Origin of the sequence: Symbiopectobacterium purcellii (genome assembly GCF_019797845.1) — a bacterium.
Classification (GTDB): domain Bacteria; phylum Pseudomonadota; class Gammaproteobacteria; order Enterobacterales; family Enterobacteriaceae; genus Symbiopectobacterium; species Symbiopectobacterium purcellii.
The window spans coordinates 1383348-1404978 of the sequence record NZ_CP081864.1 but is presented as its reverse complement, the minus strand read 5'-3'; the positions used below and the strand labels follow the sequence as shown (position 1 = coordinate 1404978).

19 protein-coding genes, 1 tRNA gene, 5 other RNA genes and 1 pseudogene are annotated in these 21631 nt (G+C 54.1%); 11 read left to right on the top strand and 15 right to left on the bottom strand.

What is annotated here, in order from left to right; all coding sequences use genetic code 11:
• Positions 1–11: 11 nt before the first annotated feature.
• From galM to gpmA, 7 genes are all read left to right on the top strand, one after another.
• Positions 12–1055, top strand: coding sequence for a galactose-1-epimerase (gene galM / locus K6K13_RS06615; protein ID WP_222160054.1), 1044 nt, complete (start codon positions 12–14; stop codon positions 1053–1055).
• Positions 1056–1194: 139 nt separating this feature from the next.
• Complete coding sequence (locus tag K6K13_RS06610; protein WP_222160053.1) at positions 1195–1605, top strand: hypothetical protein; 411 nt, start codon at positions 1195–1197, stop codon at positions 1603–1605.
• A gap of 189 nt (positions 1606–1794) precedes the next feature.
• Positions 1795–2175 (top strand): copper-binding protein, encoded by a 381-nt coding sequence (locus K6K13_RS06605; protein WP_222160052.1) that lies wholly within the window; start codon positions 1795–1797, stop codon positions 2173–2175.
• 12 nt (positions 2176–2187) lie between these two features.
• Positions 2188–3465 carry a TolC family protein gene (locus K6K13_RS06600; protein ID WP_222160051.1) on the top strand — a complete coding sequence of 426 codons (1278 nt, stop codon included), beginning with the start codon at positions 2188–2190 and terminating at the stop codon, positions 3463–3465.
• On the top strand, positions 3462–4982 hold the full coding sequence (locus tag K6K13_RS06595) for an efflux RND transporter periplasmic adaptor subunit (protein WP_222160050.1): 1521 nt from the start codon (positions 3462–3464) through the stop codon (positions 4980–4982). The genes K6K13_RS06600 and K6K13_RS06595 overlap by 4 nt, the downstream gene beginning before the upstream one ends.
• Positions 4979–8110 (top strand): efflux RND transporter permease subunit, encoded by a 3132-nt coding sequence (locus K6K13_RS06590; RefSeq protein ID WP_222160049.1) that lies wholly within the window; start codon positions 4979–4981, stop codon positions 8108–8110. Before K6K13_RS06595 ends, K6K13_RS06590 begins: the two co-directional genes overlap by 4 nt.
• 207 nt (positions 8111–8317) lie before the next feature.
• Positions 8318–9070: a 2,3-diphosphoglycerate-dependent phosphoglycerate mutase gene (gpmA, locus tag K6K13_RS06585; protein WP_222160048.1), complete on the top strand. Its 753-nt coding sequence runs from the start codon at positions 8318–8320 to the stop codon at positions 9068–9070.
• 63 nt (positions 9071–9133) lie between these two features.
• Here gpmA and aroG read toward each other — a convergent pair whose 3' ends face one another.
• From aroG to K6K13_RS06570, 3 genes are all read right to left on the bottom strand, one after another.
• Positions 9134–10189: a 3-deoxy-7-phosphoheptulonate synthase AroG gene (gene aroG / locus K6K13_RS06580; RefSeq protein WP_222160992.1), complete on the bottom strand. Its 1056-nt coding sequence runs from the start codon at positions 10187–10189 to the stop codon at positions 9134–9136.
• Between the two features lie 213 nt (positions 10190–10402).
• Complete coding sequence (pnuC, locus tag K6K13_RS06575) at positions 10403–11131, bottom strand: nicotinamide riboside transporter PnuC (protein ID WP_222160047.1); 729 nt, start codon at positions 11129–11131, stop codon at positions 10403–10405.
• Between the two features lie 167 nt (positions 11132–11298).
• Complete coding sequence (locus K6K13_RS06570; RefSeq protein WP_222160046.1) at positions 11299–12015, bottom strand: DUF554 domain-containing protein; 717 nt, start codon at positions 12013–12015, stop codon at positions 11299–11301.
• A gap of 271 nt (positions 12016–12286) precedes the next feature.
• Here K6K13_RS06570 and K6K13_RS06565 point away from each other — a divergent pair.
• A pseudogene (locus K6K13_RS06565) lies at positions 12287–13145 on the top strand (SDR family oxidoreductase).
• Positions 13146–13198: 53 nt separating this feature from the next.
• Here the strand turns inward: K6K13_RS06565 and K6K13_RS06560 are convergent.
• From K6K13_RS06560 to K6K13_RS06550, 3 genes are all read right to left on the bottom strand, one after another.
• Positions 13199–13624 carry a winged helix-turn-helix transcriptional regulator gene (locus tag K6K13_RS06560; protein ID WP_222160045.1) on the bottom strand — a complete coding sequence of 142 codons (426 nt, stop codon included), beginning with the start codon at positions 13622–13624 and terminating at the stop codon, positions 13199–13201.
• A gap of 98 nt (positions 13625–13722) precedes the next feature.
• Positions 13723–14307, bottom strand: coding sequence for a TetR/AcrR family transcriptional regulator (locus K6K13_RS06555; protein ID WP_222160044.1), 585 nt, complete (start codon positions 14305–14307; stop codon positions 13723–13725).
• Between the two features lie 284 nt (positions 14308–14591).
• The gene (locus tag K6K13_RS06550; protein ID WP_222160043.1) at positions 14592–15641 is read right to left on the bottom strand and encodes an aldo/keto reductase; all 1050 of its coding nucleotides are present in this window, start codon (positions 15639–15641) and stop codon (positions 14592–14594) included.
• Between the two features lie 108 nt (positions 15642–15749).
• Between K6K13_RS06550 and K6K13_RS06545 the strand changes: the two genes are divergently transcribed.
• The 3 genes from K6K13_RS06545 to K6K13_RS23115 all read left to right on the top strand — a co-directional run bounded on the left by K6K13_RS06545 (position 15750) and on the right by K6K13_RS23115 (position 17636).
• Positions 15750–16553 (top strand): SDR family NAD(P)-dependent oxidoreductase, encoded by an 804-nt coding sequence (locus tag K6K13_RS06545; RefSeq protein ID WP_222160042.1) that lies wholly within the window; start codon positions 15750–15752, stop codon positions 16551–16553.
• 80 nt (positions 16554–16633) lie between these two features.
• Entirely contained in the window at positions 16634–17131 is a 498-nt protein-coding gene (locus K6K13_RS23120; RefSeq protein ID WP_252120436.1) for an NADP-dependent oxidoreductase, read from the top strand.
• A gap of 4 nt (positions 17132–17135) precedes the next feature.
• Positions 17136–17636, top strand: coding sequence for a zinc-binding dehydrogenase (locus tag K6K13_RS23115; RefSeq protein ID WP_252120435.1), 501 nt, complete (start codon positions 17136–17138; stop codon positions 17634–17636).
• 110 nt (positions 17637–17746) lie between these two features.
• On the opposite strand, the gene K6K13_RS06535 is transcribed toward K6K13_RS23115, so the two are convergent.
• The 9 genes from K6K13_RS06535 to tolB form a co-directional block, all read right to left on the bottom strand.
• Positions 17747–17874: non-coding RNA, RtT sRNA (locus K6K13_RS06535), on the bottom strand.
• Between the two features lie 44 nt (positions 17875–17918).
• Positions 17919–18046: non-coding RNA, RtT sRNA (locus K6K13_RS06530), on the bottom strand.
• A gap of 44 nt (positions 18047–18090) precedes the next feature.
• A non-coding RNA gene (locus tag K6K13_RS06525) (RtT sRNA) lies at positions 18091–18218 on the bottom strand.
• A 44-nt stretch (positions 18219–18262) separates the two neighbouring features.
• Positions 18263–18390, bottom strand: a non-coding RNA gene (locus K6K13_RS06520) — RtT sRNA.
• Positions 18391–18434: 44 nt separating this feature from the next.
• Positions 18435–18562, bottom strand: a non-coding RNA gene (locus tag K6K13_RS06515) — RtT sRNA.
• A gap of 44 nt (positions 18563–18606) precedes the next feature.
• Positions 18607–18682: transfer RNA gene (locus tag K6K13_RS06510), tRNA-Lys, on the bottom strand.
• Positions 18683–18853: 171 nt separating this feature from the next.
• Positions 18854–19645 carry a cell division protein CpoB gene (cpoB, locus tag K6K13_RS06505; RefSeq protein ID WP_222160041.1) on the bottom strand — a complete coding sequence of 264 codons (792 nt, stop codon included), beginning with the start codon at positions 19643–19645 and terminating at the stop codon, positions 18854–18856.
• 9 nt (positions 19646–19654) lie between these two features.
• A complete protein-coding gene (pal, locus tag K6K13_RS06500; RefSeq protein WP_222160040.1) occupies positions 19655–20161 on the bottom strand; it encodes a peptidoglycan-associated lipoprotein Pal in 507 nt (168 codons plus the stop codon).
• 31 nt (positions 20162–20192) lie between these two features.
• Positions 20193–21485, bottom strand: a complete 1293-nt coding sequence (gene tolB / locus K6K13_RS06495) for a Tol-Pal system beta propeller repeat protein TolB (protein WP_222160039.1) — start codon at positions 21483–21485, stop codon at positions 20193–20195.
• Positions 21486–21631: the final 146 nt, after the last annotated feature.

The following is a 21631-nucleotide window of genomic DNA, read 5'->3' as shown; positions in this document are numbered from 1 at the left end:
GGAGCAGGTGTATGCTGAACGAAAAAAGTGCTGAATTGGCCCCCGATGGCCAGCCTTTTACCCTGACTACGCTACAAAACCGCGCAGGAATGCGCGTTATGTTGATGGATTGGGGTGCAACCTGGCTCTCTTGTCAGGTCCCTCTGCCGGAGGGAGAAGTGCGTGAAGTACTGCTCGGCTGCACAACACCTGCGGATTATCCGCGCCAACAGGCCTACCTTGGCGCGTCTATCGGGCGCTATGCCAACCGCATCGACCACGCCCGTTTACAACGTAACGGCGCAAACTACATACTGACACCCAATCAGGGCCAACACCAGTTGCACGGTGGGCCCGATGGGTTTCACGCGCGCCGCTGGCGCATTGTGCAGCAGGATGCTACGCAAATCACTTATCTGCTGGTTTCGCCCGATGGCGATCAGGGCTACCCTGGGCAATTGACCGCACAGGCACGCTATCGGTTAACCGAACACAACGCGCTGGAAATTGAGTATTCCGCGCTGACAGAGAAAAGCTGTCCGGTATGCCTGACCAACCACGCCTATTTCAATCTGGATGGGCATACCAGCGATGTACGCCACCACCGTTTACAACTGTTCGCCGATCATTATTTGCCCGTGAACAGTGAGGGGATCCCCGTTGACGGCCTTGCGCTGGTCAACCACACCGGTCTGGATTTCCGCCAGCCTAAAACGTTATTGCAGGATTTTTTGCGCGACGACGATCAGAAAGCGGTCAGCGGCTACGATCACGCTTATCTGCTGCATCGGACCTGCGGCTCCAGCGAATGCCCGGCGGCAAACCTATGGTCTGCGGATGAGAAGGTGATGATGAGCGTTTTCACCAGCGCCCCGGCCTTGCAGTTTTACAGTGGGAACTTTCTCGCAGGAACCCCAGCCCGAGAAGGCAATCGATATGACAACTATGCCGGGGTGGCGATGGAAAGTGAATTTTTGCCAGACAGCCCAAATCACCCGGACTGGCCACAGCCAGACTGTTGGCTGAAACCCGGTAAGCCATACTGCTCACTGACAAGTTATCAATTCTTTACATAACGCCACCAAGACAGACTGGGCACGCTTTTGCACAGTAAATTTATGTCAAGAGCGTGCGCAGCGAACAATTCACGCTTTCGCTTACGCAAAAATTATTGTTATATGTAGGGCTATTCGATGACTCCGTGGGAAGCTCCGCATGTTTGGGTTGCCTTTCAGACAATTACCGCAACGCAAGCGCCGTCTATTGGCGTTTGGCGTGGTTGTCTGTTGGTTGATGCTCAATACCCAACTGGCGTTGGCCGCCCATCTGTGCGATGTCCAACCGGTGGTACAAACCACGCAGGTGGTCAGTCACCACGGTATGAACATGACGCAGACGTCCCACCACGCCTCAGTCATGGTGAAAGCGCCGCTGTGTGATAAACACTGCACGCCGGATACGGCGCAAAAGACGACCTCGCCGCTGCACCTGGATGCGATAGCACATGACACGAGCACGCTGCTGGTGTTGGCGAATGATTCCCCCCTTCCTGACCAACACACGTGGTTAACCCCACTGCGGACCGGGCCACCGGCTGAGATTGTATACTGCCGTTTCAGAGAATAAATCCAGATAAAACAACATATTGGTTTTCTATACCCTAAATAATTCGAGTTGCAGGAAGGCGGCAATCGAATGAATCCCGATGAGCTTACTCAGGTAAGTGATTCGGGTGAATGAGCGCAGCCAACGCACCTGCAGCTTGAAGTATGACGGGTATATCCTTTGTTATGTTTTATTCTGGAGATATCTATTATGCGTACGTTATTGACCGTCATTGCCCTGTTTGCTTCTGTTGCCACTACTGCCCCTGCTTTTGCCGAAACATCGTCTGTCACCGCGCACGATCACAATGCCATGATGTCCATGCCGATGGATCACAGCAGCATGAACCACGGCACTCAACCCACCAGCGCCGCGACGGTGTATCAAGGCTCGGGTGTGGTAAAAGCCTGGTCGGACACCAGCGTTACCTTCGCCCATCAACCGATTCCCGCACTTAACTGGCCCGCCATGACCATGCGTTTTGGCCTCAGTGCCTACAAGGGCAGCCCGTTAAGCGTCGGACAAACGGTGAACTTCACCTTTATCCAAAGCGCCTCCGGCTACGATCTGATTTCAGCATCCGCTAACTGATTCGAGGTCGATATGTTGACGCTTCGTCTACAGCAGGCGGGTTATGCCCTGCCGTGGCTCTTTGGCTGCGTGATATTTACGGCTCAGGCCACCACGCTCGATCAAACGCTGGCGGCCGCCGAACAGTATTCGGCAGAAATTTCTGCCAACCATCACCAGGTAAATGCCTTGAATAACATGGCGGATTCCGCCATGCAGCTCCCCGATCCCAAACTGAAAGTCGGGATTGAGAACTTTCCGGTCAGTGGAGCCAATGCGCATCGGTTCACCCGTTCTGACATGACCATGCAACGTGTGGGCATCATGCAGGATTATGTCAGCAGCACTAAACGCGAACGCAAATCAGATGCTATTCGCGCTGAAGCGCGTAAAGCGGAGGCTAATCAGGACGTGATTCGCTCCGGGTTGCAGCGAGAAGCGTCGCTGGCGTGGTTCGAACTGGCGCTCGGGCAACATGCACAGGACGCCGTTGAACGCCTGCTGAGCGACACACAGCGGCAGCTTGGCATGCAAAAAGCCGGGGTCGCGAGCGGCAGCAACAGCGCGAGCAGCGTTCTGGCGCTGCAACTCACGGTCAATGAAATGAAAAATCAATTGGATAACGCTAAACGCGACGTGGCCGTGGCCCGTTCCCGGCTCAAACAATTGACAGGGGTGGACATTACCCGTGTCAGCGGCGATTTCCCCGTCATCACCCGGCTTCCCGCCAGCCAGAGTGCGTTGATTGATGCCATCAAGCAGCACCCGGAAATCATTCAGGCCGCGCGCGAAGCGGATGCCGCCAAGGCAAAATCAGCGCAGTCCGCCGTTGCCGCCATTCCGGATGTCGGGGTGGAAGTGTACTACGGCAAGCGGGCCGATGGGTTAGAGGATATGGGTGGCGTAATGCTGACGGTCGATCTGCCCTTATTCAAATCACAGCGGCAGGATAAAGATTACGCGGCCGATCTCTCCCGAACCTATGAAGCCAACGATCAGTTGACCTTACTGACGCGTGCGCATCAGGCCACGCTGGATGCGCTTATCGCACAGTATCAGGCGGCGAAATCCATCTACGACCGCCAGGCCAATGAGGTGATCCCGCTGCAACGCTCACGGCTCAAGTTGCTGGATGCAGAATATCGCACTGGCAGCAGCGGACTGGCAGAAAACCTTGATGCCAGACGCGCTCTGCTGAACAGCGAAATTGAACAGATCAACGCGCAAAAAGCGCTCGCTGCCAGTTGGGCCGCTATTCGTTATTTGATCCCTCAGGATACAAAGCTATTACCGCAGGATACAAAACAATGAAACCGATCGTTACGTTAAGCGTCGTCGCTATTGCCGTTGCTGCCGCGCTCGCCGTGGGCTACCAACTGGGTACCAACTCGGTCCACAGCGGAAACCCGGTTGCCAGCACAGCAACGACTGCGTCACAAGAAACGCTAAGAAAAGTGCTCTATTGGTATGATCCGATGACTCCAGGGCAACGCTTTGATAAACCGGGTAAATCCCCCTTTATGGACATGGACCTGGTGCCACGTTACGCGGATGAAGCCCAGGATGACGGAGGTATCACCATCAGCGCACGCCAACAGCAAAACCTGGGCGTGAAAACAGCACAGGCAACGCAGCGTACGCTAGATCTGCAACTGATGGCCTTCGGCACTGTCGCCACGGATGAACGTGGTATTGAAACCCTGTCGGCGCGCGCCAACGGACTGGTCGAAAAATTGTATGTGAAAGCGCCACAGCAGTTCGTTCAGCGTAACGATCCTCTGGCACAACTGTGGATGCCGCAGTGGTCAGCCGCACAGCAGGAATACCTCGCCATTCGCCAGTGGGGCGATGCATCTCTGGTTGCCGCCGCACGCGAACGTCTGCAATTACAGTTTATGCCGGAAGAGATCGTCAAAGCCGTGGAGCGTTCGGGAAAACCGCAAACCCGTATCACACTGCGTGCACCCGCACAGGGTTATATCAACAAGTTGGACGTGCGTGAGGGCGCGCAGGTCAACGCCGCACAATCCCTGTTCGAATTGGCCACGCTCGACCCAGTATGGATTGTGGTGGATTACCCAGAAAGCCAGGCCAGCCTGCTGTCGCGTGGCAATAATATCAGCGCCACCACCGACAGTTGGCCGGGGAAAACCTTTCATGGCAAGGTTGATGAGCTGTTGCCCAATCTGGAAGCCTCAACGCGTACGTTGAAGGCCAGGCTGACACTGGAAAACCCGGAACATTTGCTCAAACCCGGCATGATCCTCAACGTGACACTGACGCATCCCTTCACTACGCCTCCTGTGGTCGCCATTCCTGACGAGGCGCTCATTACCACGGGCACGCACAATCGGGTGCTGCTGGCGGACGGTAACGGTCACTTCACCCCGGTAGAGGTAAAAACAGGCCGTAGCCAAAAGGGTTGGGTAGAAATCACGCACGGCCTTGAAGCGGGTCAGTCGGTGGTGACGTCCGGGCAATTCCTGATCGATTCTGAAGCGAGCCTGAAAAGCGCACTGCCGCAAATGGCTGGCGATCAATCCCAGCAGGAAACCTCAGCGGCCAGCGCCGCCCCCACCTATCAGGCAGAAGGGAAAATCGAGGCAATAGACGGCGACACGATCACCCTGTCGCACGGCCCGGTTGCCGCGCTGAACTGGGGCCCGATGACCATGGATTTCCAGGCCCCATCCGCGCTGCTCCCTGCGTTGGCTGTTGGTCAGCATGTCAGTTTCACCTTTGTGCTGCCCGAAGAGGGCGCGCGGTTGGTGAGTGTCACCCCCGTGTCTAACGGCAATGCCCACCAACATGAAGGACATCAACAATGATTGCCGCCATTATTCGTTGGTCGCTGCGCAATCGACTATTGGTGCTGCTGAGCGCCATGCTGTTGGCTGCCTGGGGATGGTGGGCAGTGCAAAAAGCGCCGCTTGATGCGTTACCCGACCTCTCTGACGTTCAGGTCATCATCAAAGTCGGCTACCCCGGTAAAGCGCCGCAAGTGGTGGAAGACCAGGTGACCTACCCGCTCACCACGACCATGCTTTCGGTGCCCGGTGCTAAAACCGTGCGCGGCTTCTCCATGTTCGGCGATTCATATGTCTACGTGCTGTTTGAAGACGGCACCGATCCCTACTGGGCGCGCTCGCGCGTGCTAGAGTATCTCAGTCAGGTGCAGTCAACGCTGCCGCCTCAGGCAAAGGCCTCTCTTGGCCCGGATGCCACCGGCGTCGGCTGGGTATACGAATATGCCTTGGTCGACAAAACCGGCCAGCACAGCCTTGGCGATCTGCGCGCCATTCAAGACTGGATCATCAAATATGAGTTAAAAACCGTACCCAACGTATCGGAAGTCGCGAGCGTCGGCGGCATGGTTAAACAGTACCAGATTGTGCTTAATCCGGACCGATTGCGCGCCCTCAACCTCTCCCATGAGATGGTGCTGAGTGCGGTACAAAACGCGAATCAGGAAGGCGGCGGTTCCGTGGTCGAACTCGGGGAAGCAGAGTACATGGTGCGCACCTCGGGCTATCTCAAAACGCTTGATGACTTTAAGCACGTGGTGATCGCCACCCGAGACGGCATCCCTATTATGCTGTCAGATGTCGCCACCTTGCGCATCGGTCCAGAAATGCGGCGTGGCATTGCTGAACTCAATGGTGAAGGCGAAGTGGCGGGCGGCATTATCGTGATGCGTTCAGGAAAAAATGCGCTGGAAACCATCGATGCGGTCAAACTCAAGCTGAACGACATCAAACGCAGCCTGCCCGCAGGCGTGGAAATTGTTCCCGTTTACGACCGTTCACACCTGATCGAAAACGCCATTACGACGCTCACGCACAAGCTGATCGAAGAGTTTATTGTCGTTGTTCTGGTCTGTACGCTGTTTCTGTTCCACTTCCGTTCGGCGCTGGTCGCCATTGTGACACTGCCGCTGGGTATTCTCGGCGCGTTCATTGTCATGCACTACCAGGGGGTGAACGCCAACATCATGTCGTTAGGCGGTATAGCTATCGCAATCGGGGCCATGGTGGATGCGGCGATTGTGATGATAGAAAACATGCATAAGGTGCTGGAACAGTGGCGGCATGAGCATCCAAACCAGCAACCCGCCTCTGATGACTATTGGAAGATTGCCGAAAAGGCTGCCGTGGAGGTTGGCCCGGCGCTCTTCTGTAGCTTGCTGATCATTACCCTGTCGTTTATTCCGGTGTTTTCGCTTGAAGCGCAGGAGGGGAAAATGTTTGCCCCGCTCGCCTTCACCAAAACCTACGCCATGGCGGTATCCGCCGGACTGGGCATTACGCTGGTGCCGGTGCTGATGGGCTACTTTATTCGTGGAAAAATTCCCGATGAACACGCCAACCCGCTCAACCGCTGGCTGATCCGTGCCTATGAACCGTTGCTGGATCGCGTGTTACAGTGGCCCAAAGTGACGCTGGCGGTAGCCGCGGCCCTGCTGATCGCCACGCTCTATCCACTTTCCCACTTGGGCAGCGAGTTTATGCCCGCATTGGATGAAGGCGATTTGCTCTATATGCCTTCAACCCTGCCGGGAATTTCCGCACGGGAAGCGGGACGGTTATTGCAACAAACCGACCGACTGATCAAAACCGTGCCGGAAGTCGACACCGTGTTCGGCAAAGCCGGACGGGCAGAAACCGCCACCGACCCCGCACCGTTGACCATGATCGAAACCACGATACGCTTTAAGCCCAAAGATCAGTGGCGGCCCGGCATGACCATGGACAAACTGGTCAGTGAACTCGACAGCATTGTGAAAGTACCGGGGATTGCCAATATCTGGGTTCCGCCCATCCGCAACCGACTGGATATGCTGGCGACAGGGATCAAAAGCCCAGTGGGCATCAAAGTGAACGGCAGTAACATTGCGCAAATTGAAGCCGTGGCCGAGCAGATTGAGCAGGTAGTGCGCGGCGTTCCCGGCGTTACCTCTGCGCTGGCGGAGCGTCTGGCCGGTGGGCGTTATATCGATATTGATATCGATCGCGCCAAGGCCGCGCGCTATGGCGTGTCGGTCAAAGAACTGCAATCCATCGTGTCTGTCGTGGTCGGTGGGGAAAATATTGGTGAAACCATTGAGGGGCGCGAACGTTATCCCATCAACCTGCGCTACCCGCGGGAGATCCGCGATTCGCTGCAAAAACTCAAGCATTTGCCAGTGATTACCTTAAGTGGTGGGCAAATTTCGCTCTCGGAACTGGCCGATATTCGTATCAGCGATGGGCCACCCATGCTGAAAAGTGAAAACGCGCGCCTTTCGGATTGGATTTACGTCGATATTCGCGGCCGCGACTTGAAATCTGCGGTGCAGGATATGCAACGAGCGGTTGAACAACAGGTGAAATTACCGGAAGGCGTATCGTTGAGTTGGTCGGGGCAATTTGAGTATCTGGAGCGCGCAACCGCCAAACTCAAAGTGGTTTTGCCGTTCACACTGCTGATTATCTTTATTCTGCTCTATGTGACGTTCAGCAAGGTGAAGGATGCGCTATTGATCATGGGCACCCTGCCTTTCTCGCTGATTGGCGGCGTATGGCTGCTTTATCTGCTGGGCTATAACTTATCGGTGGCAGCAGCGGTGGGTTTTATCGCGCTTGCCGGGGTAGCAGCCGAGTTTGGCGTTATCATGGTGTTATACCTCAACCACACTATTGAAAAACGTCAACAATCTAATGAGACGCTGGCGTTACCCCTGCTGCGTGAAGCCATCCATGAAGGTGCCGTGTTGCGCGTGCGTCCCAAAGTGATGACAGTCGCCACTATCATGGCCGGGCTATTGCCTATCATGTGGGGCGGCGGCACCGGGGCGGAGGTGATGCAACGTATTGCCGCACCGATGGTGGGTGGCATGGTAACCGCCCCTCTGCTCTCGATGCTGGTGATCCCCGCGTTCTACCTGCTGACGCACCGTAAGCGAGGCGATAGCGCCTGAGTGGCAATCCCGTGATGTCGGCCCATACTCATCTTGGGCCGACCGGTCATTGCTGAGAGCTGAAACGAGCAAGCGATAACGTGATAATGAGCAAAGTTAATGCAGATAAATCAGGTTTATCGGTGACTATTGATTGCCGTTAATTGCAGCGCAGCAATATAATGAGACCAGTTATCACTGAAATCTTAGGAATGAAGGAGTTTAGCTATGGCTGTAACTAAGCTGGTACTGGTGAGACACGGTGAAAGCCAGTGGAACAATGAAAACCGCTTCACAGGCTGGTACGATGTTGATCTGTCCGAAAAGGGCCGCTCAGAAGCCAAAGCCGCTGGTACGTTGCTGAAAAATGAAGGTTTCTCCTTCGATTTCGCGTATACCTCTGTGCTGAAACGCGCCATTCACACGCTGTGGAACATCCTGGACGAGCTGGATCAGGCTTGGCTGCCGGTGGAAAAGAGCTGGAAACTGAACGAACGCCACTACGGCGCGTTGCAGGGTCTGAACAAAGCAGAAACCGCCGAAAAATACGGTGATGACCAGGTTAAACAATGGCGTCGTGGTTTTGCTATCACTCCGCCGGCGCTGACCCGTGAAGATGAGCGTTTCCCTGGCCACGATCCGCGTTACGCTTCGCTGACTGACGCTGAGCTGCCGCAGACCGAAAGTCTGGCGCTGACCATTGAACGCGTTGTACCGTTCTGGAACGAAACCATCCTGCCACGCATCAAGAGCGGTGAGCGCGTTATCATCGCTGCACACGGTAACTCCCTGCGTGCGCTGGTGAAATACCTGGACAACATGGGCGAAGACGAAATCCTCGAGCTGAACATCCCCACTGGCGTACCGCTGGTGTATGAGTTCGATGAAAACTTCAAGCCGATCAAACACTACTATCTGGGTGACGCTGACGAAATCGCAGCGAAAGCCGCTGCTGTTGCCAATCAGGGCAAAGCTAAATAAGTTACGTTTGACATGCAGTAACAAAAAACCCGGCTTACGCCGGGTTTTTTTATATCAACGCTATTACCGCGCGCGCCGTTGTTTCACTGCGGCAGCAAGTTGGCGCAATAAGGTGTCAGTATCTTCCCAACCGATGCACGCATCTGTCACACTGCGGCCATAAACCAGCGGCTCACCGCTTTCCAGACTCTGGTTGCCTTCCACCAGATGACTCTCCACCATTACACCGGTGATGGCGCGTTCACCGCCAGCAATCTGTGCGCACACATCAGCGCCAACGTCCATCTGCTTCTTGAACTGTTTGCTGCTGTTGGCATGGCTGAAATCGATCATCACCTGCGGGCGCAGTGCAGCTTTTTCCAGCCCATCCTTCACAGCGCTAAAGTGCTCGGCGCTGTAATTCGGTGCTTTCCCACCACGCAAGATAATGTGGCAATCGTTGTTGCCGCTGGTGTTGACGATGGCAGAGTGGCCCCATTTGGTCACTGACAGGAAGCAGTGCGGCGCACTTGCGGCGTTAATGGCATCGATCGCCACTTTAATCGTGCCATCGGTGCCGTTTTTGAAGCCTACCGGGCACGAGAGGCCAGAAGCCAATTCGCGGTGCACCTGCGATTCCGTAGTGCGTGCGCCGATGGCGCCCCAGCTCATCAGATCTGCCAGATACTGCGGCGATATCATGTCCAGAAACTCACCCGCAGCAGGTAACCCGCTATCATTGATTTCCACCAGCAGTTGACGGGCGATACGCAATCCATCGTTAATCTGGAAGCTGTTATCCATGTGCGGATCGTTAATCAGCCCTTTCCAACCCACGGTCGTGCGCGGTTTCTCGAAATAGACACGCATCACCACTTCTAAATCGTCGCTCAACTCGTTGCGCAGCGTGAGCAAACGGGCGGCATATTCTTTTGCAGCCTCGGTATCATGAATCGAGCACGGACCAATCACCACCAGCAGACGATCGTCAGTGCCATGCAGAATCTTGTGAATTGCCGAGCGGGTAAATGAGACCGTTTCTGCCGCACGCGCGGTAGCCGGAAATTTCTCCAGCAGTGCGACAGGAGGTAACAACTCTTTGATCTCTTTAATTCTTAAGTCATCATTTTGGTAATTCATCATTCATCCATCGATGCTTGCGCAGAACATGCCACATCTTGCTAATAGGAAACGGTTGCAGGGCGATTACCCTGGCGTTTAAAAACGGAACTGTTCATATTGCAGCGCACAAATGATAAGTCAAGCGTATGGCGTACCCACAACAATATCGCGTTATTTTACGCGATAAAATGCTGTTAGCTTACCGCTACACCGCGTTTTCCAACGCGCACTTTACGCTCTGCGCTGTAGGTACGATGGTGTTGGACGCTGGCGCGCTTCCTTGATCCACAGCCAGGTGCCATTGAGGGCGATACCCGTCAAAATCAAGTATTCCAACTCCATCACATAAACCCCCTGGTAGGTGAAGATCACCACGCTGATAACGTTAACCACAACCCACAAAATCCAGTTCTCCACGTACTTACGTGTCATCAGTACCATGGCTACCATGGAGAGCACCATCATGCTGGAATCCCAGAAGGGAAAGGCATCCGGCTGCAAGGTCGGCATAGTCACCTGCACGCCTATGCTCTGCATCACCGTCACCGCAACCCCTGTCAGCGCAGCAAACACCGCATCGATGTAGACCGTCATCAAACCAATCATGAGTGCACCCAGCACTGACCAGGCAAGCAATCTGGGGAGAGGCAGCCAGCGTATTTTCAAGACGATATCCTGCTGCTCCGTGCGCCGTGTCCAGGCATACCAGCCATAGATATTGGCCACAAAGAAAAAGATTTGCAGCAGCAGGCTGGCATAAAGCTGAATCTGGAAAAAAATAACGGCAAACAGCGAGACGTTGATCAAACCAAACAGGTAATTGATGGTTTTTTCCAGGCTGGCAAGCCAGATACAAAGCAGGCCGCACAGTGCGCCGATGGCTTCAATCCAGGAAAGATCGTACCCACCCGTGCCGAACGGGATATGAATCAAAATGTTGCTGGTACTAAAAAAGTCCATCTTGCCACCCCATGTTTATCGTCAAATGAGGAAATCCTGCGTCTGCCAGGCTCCCAAACGGGATATAGGGTAGCAGCCGGTTAGCAAGAAGGCACTTAATGTTTTACATACTAAACAAATAATGTGTAATAAGTTCAATTATCCTATTTTGTTTAGCGAAGATAAAACTAACCGAACCAGCGATGCCAATAAATCGACAGCGGGATGATAAACAACAGCGCAGGCAAGAAATTCACCACGGCGAACATTTTGATCTGCGCGATACGCAGTCCTACCGCCATCATGATAATGCCGCCACAGGCTGCAAAATCCCCCATGGTGATGTCATTCATAAACGGCATGATCAATTGCGCGGAAAAAAATAACAGCGCCTGAACCAGAAATTGCGGTACGGCGATTGAAATCACTGCCGCGCCGAGCGTAATGGAAAAAATTAGGGCAGTGAACACATCCAGTGCAGATTTGATAATCAGCAGTTGATAGTCACCCGTCAGCCCTTCCGTCAGCGCACCAACCACGCCCGTGCCGCTGGCACAGAACAGCACGATTAAGGCCGTAAAATTCTGTGTATACACATCCGTCGGCAGTTTGTGCCGAGGCGGTGGCAAAACACGGCTTAACACCCGTTGGATCCAGATGCCGGCGAGTTGTATACCGTGCTCCAATCGCAACAGTTCGCCCAAGGCAACACCCAGCACCACCGCCAGTGCAACCGCAGGCAATTGGTGCACCTTGATGACCAAGGTTATCCCCATCGCGATGGAGATCATGGCAAACGCAGGAGGAAGACCATCGCGTAGGCGCTGTGGAATAAAACGGCTCAGGGAAATACCCAATACGCCGCCGATAATAATGGCGGAACCGTTAATCAGAGGACCAATCATAATACTCCTTACACCCACATCGGCGTGTTGCAGACAACGAGACATCAGTGGGTTTGCCCCGGCAATCACGGCGGGCAGACAAAAACAAAGAACCTACTATACTCCCACCAGACCCCGGCAGGATGCAATATCAGGTATAAGTCAACCAGGCACGCTCAGGTGAGTCATCAGGATTGTAGCACTTACGTTTATGTAAGTACTTACTAAAAGTTATTTAAGGCCTTATAGTGAGTTCCACATCAATCACGCCATCCGGCGAAGGAGTAAGATCATGACGATTGCCGTAACGGGAGCCACCGGCCAACTCGGCCAGTTAGCAGTTAGTTATCGCCAAACTCAAACAAAAAACGGCGAGCAGTAATATTGTCGCGCTGGTGCGCAGCCCGGAAAAAGCCCAAAGCCTGGGTGTCACCGCTCACGCGGCCGATTATACGCAGCCGGCTACGCTCGAAGCTGCCTTATCCGGTATCGAAACCCTGCTGTTAATTTCTGGTAATGAGATCGGTCAGCGTGCGGTACAACACGCCAATGTGATCGCTGCGGCGAAAAAGAGTGGCGTAAAGCGCATTGTGTATACCAGCTTGTTACACGCTGACACGTCACCGCTCAATCTGGCACCGGAGCATGCTGAGACGGAAAAAACCCTGAAAGCGTCTGGGCTTGACTACACCATCCTGCGCAATGGCTGGTACACCGAAAACTACACGGGCTCGATTGCGCCAGCGCTGGCTAACGGTGCTTTCTATGGCAGCGCCGGAGAAGGGAAAATCGCCTCTGCCGCACGAGAAGATTTTGCCGAAGCCGCTGTCGTGGTGCTCACTCAGCCAGGTCACAGCGGGAAAACTTATGAATTAGCTGGCGATGAGCCTTACACGTTGGCACAGCTGGCTGCTGAAATATCGAAGCAAAGCGGCAAGCAGATTCCGTACCACGATATTCCTGAAGCGGATTACGCCGCAGCACTGAAAGGCGCGGGTCTGCCGGAAGGGTTTGCCGCCGCTATCGCATCGTGGGATGTGGGGGCGTCACAAGGTGGTTTATATGAAGCGTCACATCAGCTCTCCGCGCTGATTGGCCGCCCCACTACGCCACTGTCCGTTTCCGTAGCCGCAGCATTAAAAACGCGCTGATACCGCCCGTCCTGCCTTTCCGGCAGGACTCTTTTTTGAACGACCGGTTATTCCTACGGATTTTTCGCTGGCTGCGGGGTCTGTTCCTGCAAAATAACCGGTAGATTGACTTCTATCCAATCAGCCAGATCGCGCACCTTTTCCGCCGCTTCGCGCCCTAAGGGCGTAAGGGTATATTCCACATGCGGGGGAACGGTGTTGTAGACATGGCGATGCACCATGCCATCGGCCTCCAGCCATTGTAACGTCTGTGACAGCATGCGCTCGCTAATGCCCTCAATGCTGCGTCGTAATGCGCTAAAGCGCTGCGTACCCGGCAGTAACACAATCATCACCAACACCCCCCAGCGGCTGGTGAGATGCTTAAGCACCTCGCGTGAAGGGCAGTTGGCCGCCAAAACATCACCGCGATCGAGTTTCTCCGAAAGCGTGAGCGTATGCCGATCGATATCGGCTTGTGGCACAGCAGATGTGGTCATTAAGCGCTTACCTGGGTGTTCGTACTAACTAAAAGTAATCGAATCCTACGCCAGTCGCTGCCCAAACGTCAATCTGACCAGAATCGCTTCAGTGGCGTTTATACCGCAGCGTCGATCAATGCGTTTTTGGCCGACAGAAGAAACGCATCTGACAACGCGTCTCCGGCAGTGGCTCGCGCCAGTGTCAACGCGCCCAACAACAGGGATAATTGCACCAAAACGTGCTGTCTGCGCGGTTCAGCATCTTGGATATCGGAAACGGACTCCAACCGTTCCAGCAGTGCCTTAACGCCTTCAAGATAGACGTCGCGCACCGGTTTAGCGTCCCCCTCGCGGGCAACGTCGCTGGCTAACGCCGTTATTGGACACCCATCCTTCGCCGCGTCGCGGTGTGTCGGGGAAAGATAGGCCTCCACCAGCGTGCGGAAATCATCATGCTGTGACTGATGCCTGATTTCCTGCCAACGGGAGGCGGAATCATCAAGCGCTTTACGGCTGGCAATCGCCGTTAGCTCATCTTTAGAGGAAAAATGCCCATAAAAACCACCATGTGTTAATCCCGCTGCCGCCATCAGATCGTTGACGCTGACCCCATTCAGACCGCGTTCACGAAAAAGCTGCGAAGAGACCTGAATAATTTCCTCACGATTACGCGCCATCTGCTGTTTTGATACACGGGCCATGATGTTCTCCTTTTCAGTCAGGCATCATCTTAGGTGATGGAAAAATAAGACTCAATATACCCGTCATACTTCACGGTGCAGGTGTGGTGACTGCGTTCGTTATTCGGCCCATCTCTGGGCACCACCTCTTACGAGGCCGCCGCACACGGCGTTCAAATCAGCTCCCGGAAGATTTGTCACACGAATCACTGACCTGAGTACGCTCATCGGGATTCACGCCCTCGCCGCCTTCCTGCAAGGCGAATTATTTAGGGTATAGATGATGCCTTTCATCGATAATCCATTTAGGCGCGTGGCACCCACGGCGCGATATAGTGAACGCCCTCACCGCCTTGCGCCCGGGGTCGCGTACCGGCAATCTGCTCGTGTGGTGTCCCCAGAGCGATGGCACTGACCTCATCCAGCTGTGCGACCTGTTGGTCGCTCAGCGTGATATCCAAAGCCAGCAGCGTGTCATTCAATTGCCCCAGTGTGCGCGAGCCTAGAATAGGAATCAGGCTGGTGCTGGCACGAGCCGCTTTATAGCGTAGCCAGGCGATGGCAACCTGCACCGGGATCGCATTCAATTCCTGTGCAATGGCAAAGACCGTATCCAGCAAGGCGGTGTCCTGTTCGACATGTACCAATCTTCCGCCAAACCCCTTCAGTCTCCCTTCTGCGCTTTGGCGGTATTTCCTTGTCAACAGTCCCCCTCCCAGCGGCGACCACGGCGTCACCGCCAGTCCCAGTGCTTCTGCCATCGGCAGCAGTTCTCGCTCTGCGGTGCGTTGTACCAGGCTGTATTCCACCTGAACACCAGCAATACGCGACCACCCGCGCAGTTCTGCTAGGGTGTCAGCGCGGGCAATGCGCCATGCAGGAAAGTTGGATAAGCCGGCATACTGGATTTTCCCTGCGCGAATCAAATCGTCGAACGCGCGGACGATCTCTTCGATGGGGGTCAGTTGATCGTCGAAGTGGGCCCACAGCACATCAATGCGATCGGTGCGCAGCCGTTTGAGGCTGTTTTCAACCGACGAAATCATATTTTTACGGCTGTTACCGGTGCGAGAGATACCTGCGTTGGGCAAGGCGCTCAGCGTGTATTTTGTCGCCACGACAAAATGATCGCGATCGGCTGCGATAAACTCTCCGACCATTTGTTCGGATTCGCCAAACTGGTAGGCATCCGCGGTATCGATAAAGTTACCGCCAGCATCCGCATAGCGATCGAAAACCTGTTTTGCCTGCTCTTTTTCAGAACCGTATCCCCAGCCCGTGCCGAAGTTACCGGTGCCAAGCGCCAATTCAGATACCCGTAAACCCGTGTTACGTCCAAACGTGGTGTATTGCATAGGGATGCCTCATTTAAATGTCGATTGACATTTAAAATATATGTCATTCATCATCTATAATGCAAGCATGATATTCATCTCCTATTTATCAGACACGAGAGCACATTTATGAACACAGACCTTTCCGTTCTCATCACCGGTGCCTCATCGGGCATTGGCGCTACCTATGCTGAACGTTTCGCCCGTCGCGGCCACAACCTGGTGTTGGTCGCCCGTGACCGTGCGCGCCTTGACACCTTAGCCACCCGCCTGCGGCAAGCGCATGGCGTTGCCGTCGATATTCTTCCCGCCGACCTCACCCAACCAGACGACCTGGCCGCCGTCGAAGCGAGACTGCGCGATGACGATCGCATCGGGATTTTGGTAAACAACGCCGGTATGAGTATCGCGGGGAGGTTTGTGGAACAGGCAACCGACGATATAGCAAGGTTGGTCACACTCAACACTACCGCCCTCGTTCGCCTTGCCAGCGCGATCGCACCGAGACTGACGACCGTTGGCACAGGAGCCATCATTAATCTTGGATCGGTGGTTGGATTAGCGCCGGAGTTCGGATTAACCGTTTACGGTGCCACCAAAGCATTTGTGCTGTTTTTGTCACAGGGACTTAGCCTCGAACTGTCTCCGAAAGGGGTCTATGTTCAGGCCGTGCTTCCCGCTGCCACACGTACGGAAATCTGGGAGCGTTCAGGTACTGACATCAATACGCTCCCTGCCGTAATGGAAGTCGATGAATTAGTCGATGCGGCGCTAGTCGGCTTCGATCGTCGGGAACCCGTCACCATCCCCCCACTGCATCACGTTGAACAGTGGGAGGCCTATCAGGCAGCACGCGGGGCGATGCTGTCAGGCTTTGCGCAACAGCATGCCGCTGAACGTTATCGGGCCGTTCCCAGCGCTGACGCCGTATAACGCAAGGAAAGTGTCTCTGCCTAGGTGGTAGATCCATCATCTCGGCAGATATCCCTCTTCATCAAGGAAATCGCTCGACTATGAAGGCCTATATCATCGATCGCTACGGCAAGAAAAACACCGGCAGAATGGGCGAGTTCCCTGAACCGACGATGCACGACGATGACGTGCTGGTGCAGATTCATGCGGCCAGCGTCAACCTATTGGATGCCAAAATCCGTAACGGTGAATTTCGGCTAATACTGCCGTATCGCTTACCTCTGGTGTTGGGAAATGACGTTGCGGGCGTTGTTGTGCGCGTTGGTGCGAGTGTAAAGCGGTTCAAACCTGGCGATGAGGTTTACGCTCGACCCCAGCAGGCGCGTATTGGCACTTTTGCCGAAAGGATCGCCGTGCCAGAAGACGCTCTGGCATTAAAGCCCCACCATCTCAGCATGGAGGAAGCCGCATCCCTTCCACTGGTTAGCCTGACCGCCTGGCAAACGTTGGTGGAAGCTGCGGGGCTGAAGAAAGGCCAAAAGGTGCTTATCCATGCCGGTTCCGGCGGCGTAGGTACCCCTTGCGATTCAACTGGCTAAGCATTTGGGCGCTTTTGTTGCTACCACCACCAGCGATCGTAATCTTGCGTGGGTGAAGGCGCTAGGGGCGGATGTGGTAATTGATTACCACAAACAGGATTTTGCAACGATCCTGCACGATTATGATGTGGTGCTCAATGGCCTTGGAAAAGCGACATTGGAGAAATCGCTACAGGTGCTGAAACCCGGCGGTCAGCTTATTTCAATCTCTGGTCCACCGTACCTCGCGTTTGCAATAGCGCAAGGGCAGCCCTGGTGGCTACAACAGGTAATGCGGCTTCTGAGTTACCGAATCCGGAAGAAAGCTGCACGTTTGGGCATCAGATATCAGTTTGTCTTTATGCGTGCCAGCGCAGAGCAGTTGGACAAGATTAGCGTGCTTATTGAATCCGGTGCCATCAGGCCGATTGTGGATCGCGTATTTCCCTTCGACGCAACGGCGGATGCATTGGCTTACGTCGAAACAGGGCGAGCGAAAGGTAAAGTTGTCATCAGCATGAAATAGCGTTGCTGTCTCGCTTCGCTCGGCTCGAACCTGAACGCAGTTTCTCACCTGCACGACAGATGCACATAAATAGTTAGCAATTGGAATTGATAGAAAGCGTATCTGGGAAATGGTGGGTCGCGCAGGATAACTCGGCCGTTGGCCTCGCCCCTTCGGGGTCAACGCTAACGCGTTGCTGTCTCGCTTCGCTCGGCTCGAACCTGAACGCAGCTTCTCACCAGCACGACAGATGCGCATAAATAGTTAGCAATTGGAATTGATAGAAAGCGTATCTGGGAAAAATGGTGGGTCGTGCAGGATAACTCGGCCGTTGGCCTCGCCCCTTCGGGGTCAACGCTAACGCGTTGCTGTCTCGCTTCGCTCGGCTCGAACCTGAACGCAGCTTCTCACCAGCACGACAGATGCGCATAAATAGTTAGCAATTGGAATTGATAGAAAGCGTATCTGGGAAAAATGGTGGGTCGTGCAGGATAACTCGGCCGTTGGCCTCGCCCCTTCGGGGTCAACGCTAACGCGTTGCTGTCTCGCTTCGCTCGGCTCGAACCTGAACGCAGCTTCTCACCAGCACGACAGATGCGCATAAATAGTTAGCAATTGGAATTGATAGAAAGCGTATCTGGGAAAAATGGTGGGTCGTGCAGGATAACTCGGCCGTTGGCCTCGCCCCTTCGGGGTCAACGCTAACGCGTTGCTGTCTCGCTTCGCTCGGCTCGAACCTGAACGCAGCTTCTCACCAGCACGACAGATGCGCATAAATAGTTAGCAATTGGAATTGATAGAAAGCGTATCTGGGAAAAATGGTGGGTCGTGCAGGATAACTCGGCCGTTGGCCTCGCCCCTTCGGGGTCAACGCTAACGCGTTGCTGTCTCGCTTCGCTCGGCTCGAACCTGAACGCAGCTTCTCACCAGCACGACAGATGCGCATAAATAGTTAGCAATTGGAATTGATAGAAAGCGTATCTGGGAAAAATGGTGGGTCGTGCAGGATTCGAACCTGCGACCAATTGATTAAAAGTCAACTGCTCTACCGACTGAGCTAACGACCCATCATGGTGCTACTTCGGCGTTTTCAACTTGCCTTGGCAACGGCGGCATATATTACTAACTTATCCGCGCAGTGCAACCTATTTTCCTGAAAAAGGGTTCAACTGCTTAATCATCAAACGACAAAGCACAAAAATCGCTCATGGCGCGCAATTTTTGTGCCTGGAAAGGGGTTAAAGCCCAGTCAGCCGCTTTTGTGCCTGCTTGGCGCTTTCGGTGTTGGGATACTGCTTGATGACCTGCTGGTAGACAGCCTTCGCTTTATCCGTCTGCCCCTTTTCCTGCATGATCACCCCAACCTTAAGTAAGGCTTCGGCGCTTTTGGGGGATTTGGGGTAATTCTTGACCACGTTCGCAAAATAGTAAGCGGCGTCGTCTTTCTTACCTTTGTTGTAGTTCAACTGGCCCAGCCAATAGTTGGCATTTGGCTGGTAAGTTGAATCAGGATATTTTTTGATAAATGCCTGAAAAGCGGCAATAGCCTGATCGTACTGTTTTTTCTCTAGCACCAATGCCGCAGCAGCGTTGTAGTCGCTGTTAGCGTCACCGGTACTGGCCGGTGCAGCCGCCGCGCCCGCACCATTGCTGGCGGGGTTGGCGGTGGAGGCACCCGTATCCGTTGCTGGCGCAGAAGACGCCGACGGCGTTGACGACGAGGAGCCCATGCTATCCATTTGCTGATAGATTTGCTTCTGGCGTTCAACAACCTGATTCAACTGATACTGATTTTCCTGAATCTGCCCGCGCAAACTGTCAATATCGCGCTGCGTATCAGAAAGCTGCTGCTGAAGTTGCGTTAAAAGCTGGCTGTGAGCGTTGGAAATACGCTCCATTTGGGTGACACGGTCTTCCACCGAGCCAGAGCCGACATTACTGATTGGCGCTTGGGCAGTAGCGGCCCAAGGGACCGCTACGCCAACCAATAACGACAGACCCACGAGATGACGTCTGAAGTTACTGTTCATGCAATGCTCTTAGTATACCAGGACCGCACGACGGTTTTTGGACCATGCTGCTTCGTCATGACCCAGAACCGCTGGTTTCTCTTTACCGTAAGAAACGATAGAGATCTGATCGGAAGAAACACCTTTGCCTTGCAGGTACATCTGAACCGCGTTAGCGCGACGTTCACCCAGGGCGATGTTGTATTCCGGCGTACCGCGTTCATCCGCATGACCTTCGATAGTCACTTTGTAGGACGGGTTGCTGCGCAGGAAGGAAGCGTGCGCGTCCAGCATCTGAGCGAAGTCAGAACGGATATCGTACTTGTCCAGATCGAAGTATACGATGTTGTTACGTTGCAGTTCTTGCATTTGCAGGCGAGCCTGCTCAGAAGAAGACATATTGCCGTTTTCATAACCGCTGCCTGCAGTGCCAACGGTAGACTGGTCATTGCCGTCTTTCTTGTGTGAACTACATGCGGCGATAGCCAGCACCGGCAGAGCCAACATCAGGCCTTTCAGTACTTTATTGAATTGCATCTCTTATGTCCTTTGAAAAAATTATTTATGTTTATAAATACGGCGACCAGGCAGGGAATTTAACCTGTCCATCAGTTGCCGGAAGACGCGCTTTGAAACGTCCGTCAGTAGACACCAGTTGCAGCACTGAGCCCAGCCCTTGTTTAGAGCTGTAAATCACCATCGTGCCGTTCGGTGCGATACTCGGCGTTTCGTCCAGATAGGTGCCCGTAATGACTTGAACGGCCCCCGTCACTAGATCTTGTGTAGCAATATGCTGAGCACCACCGTTGGAACTCACCATCACTAACATTTTGCCATCGTCACTGACTTCTGAGTCCTGATTCTGCGCCCCTTCCCAGGTGATGCGCTGCGGGGCTCCGCCATTGACATTAATTTTGTAGACTTGTGGACGTCCAGCCTGATCCGAAGTATATGCCAAAGTCTGGCTGTCGGGGAACCAGGTTGGCTCAGTATTGTTGCTGCGACCATCCGTCACTTGACGGATCTGACCGGAACCGATGTCCATGACATACAGGTTCAGACTGCCGCTTTTGGACAGCGCAAAGGCCAGTTTGCTGCCATCCGGGGAAAACGCCGGAGCACCGTTGTGACGCGGGAAGGACGCAACCTGACGGATTGCACCGTTGGCCAAGGTTTGAATCACCAGCGCAGAACGGCCGCTTTCAAAGGTAACGTATGCCACTTTGCTGCCATCCGGCGACCAGGCTGGTGACATCAGCGGTTCCGGAGAACGGTGCACCACAAACTGGTTGTAGCCATCGTAGTCAGAGACGCGCAGTTCGTAAGGGAACTGACCACCGTTGGTCTGCACCACATAGGCGATACGGGTACGGAAAGCCCCTTTGATACCAGTTAATTTCTGGAACACTTCATCACTGGCGGTATGCGCGGCATAACGCAGCCATTGTTTAGTGACCTTGAACTGGTTTTGCGCCAATACGCTGCCCGGATTACCCGAGGTATCAACCAATTGGTAAGAGATCACGTAGCTGCCGTCTGCACCGGGCTGAACCTGACCGACGATAACGGAATCGATACCCAGCGCCGTCCAGGCAGCAGGGGTGACTTCCGAGGCAGAACCCGGCTGCTGCGGCATACGGCTGGGATCGATCGGATTGAATTTACCGCTGTTGCGCAAATCCGCACCAACGATACCACCAATATCTTCCGGCGCTGCGCCACCGCCAGCCCACTTGAACGGAACCACAGCGATAGGACGTGCCGAGTCAACCCCTTGGGTAATCTCGATACGCACTTCGGCGTGCAGCGCTGTGACCCACAGCATTAAAAAACCTAGTGCAACTTTACATGCCTGCTTCATTTCATCTCCCTTATCCAGAGGTATCGCCTCGGATAAATTAGCAGAATTTTAACAAACCGGTATCACCAAAACACAATACCCGTGGGTGGTGCTATCATCCTTGTCCTAAAGGTGCCATGTGGCACCGTTAGCATCGTACTGCGCGC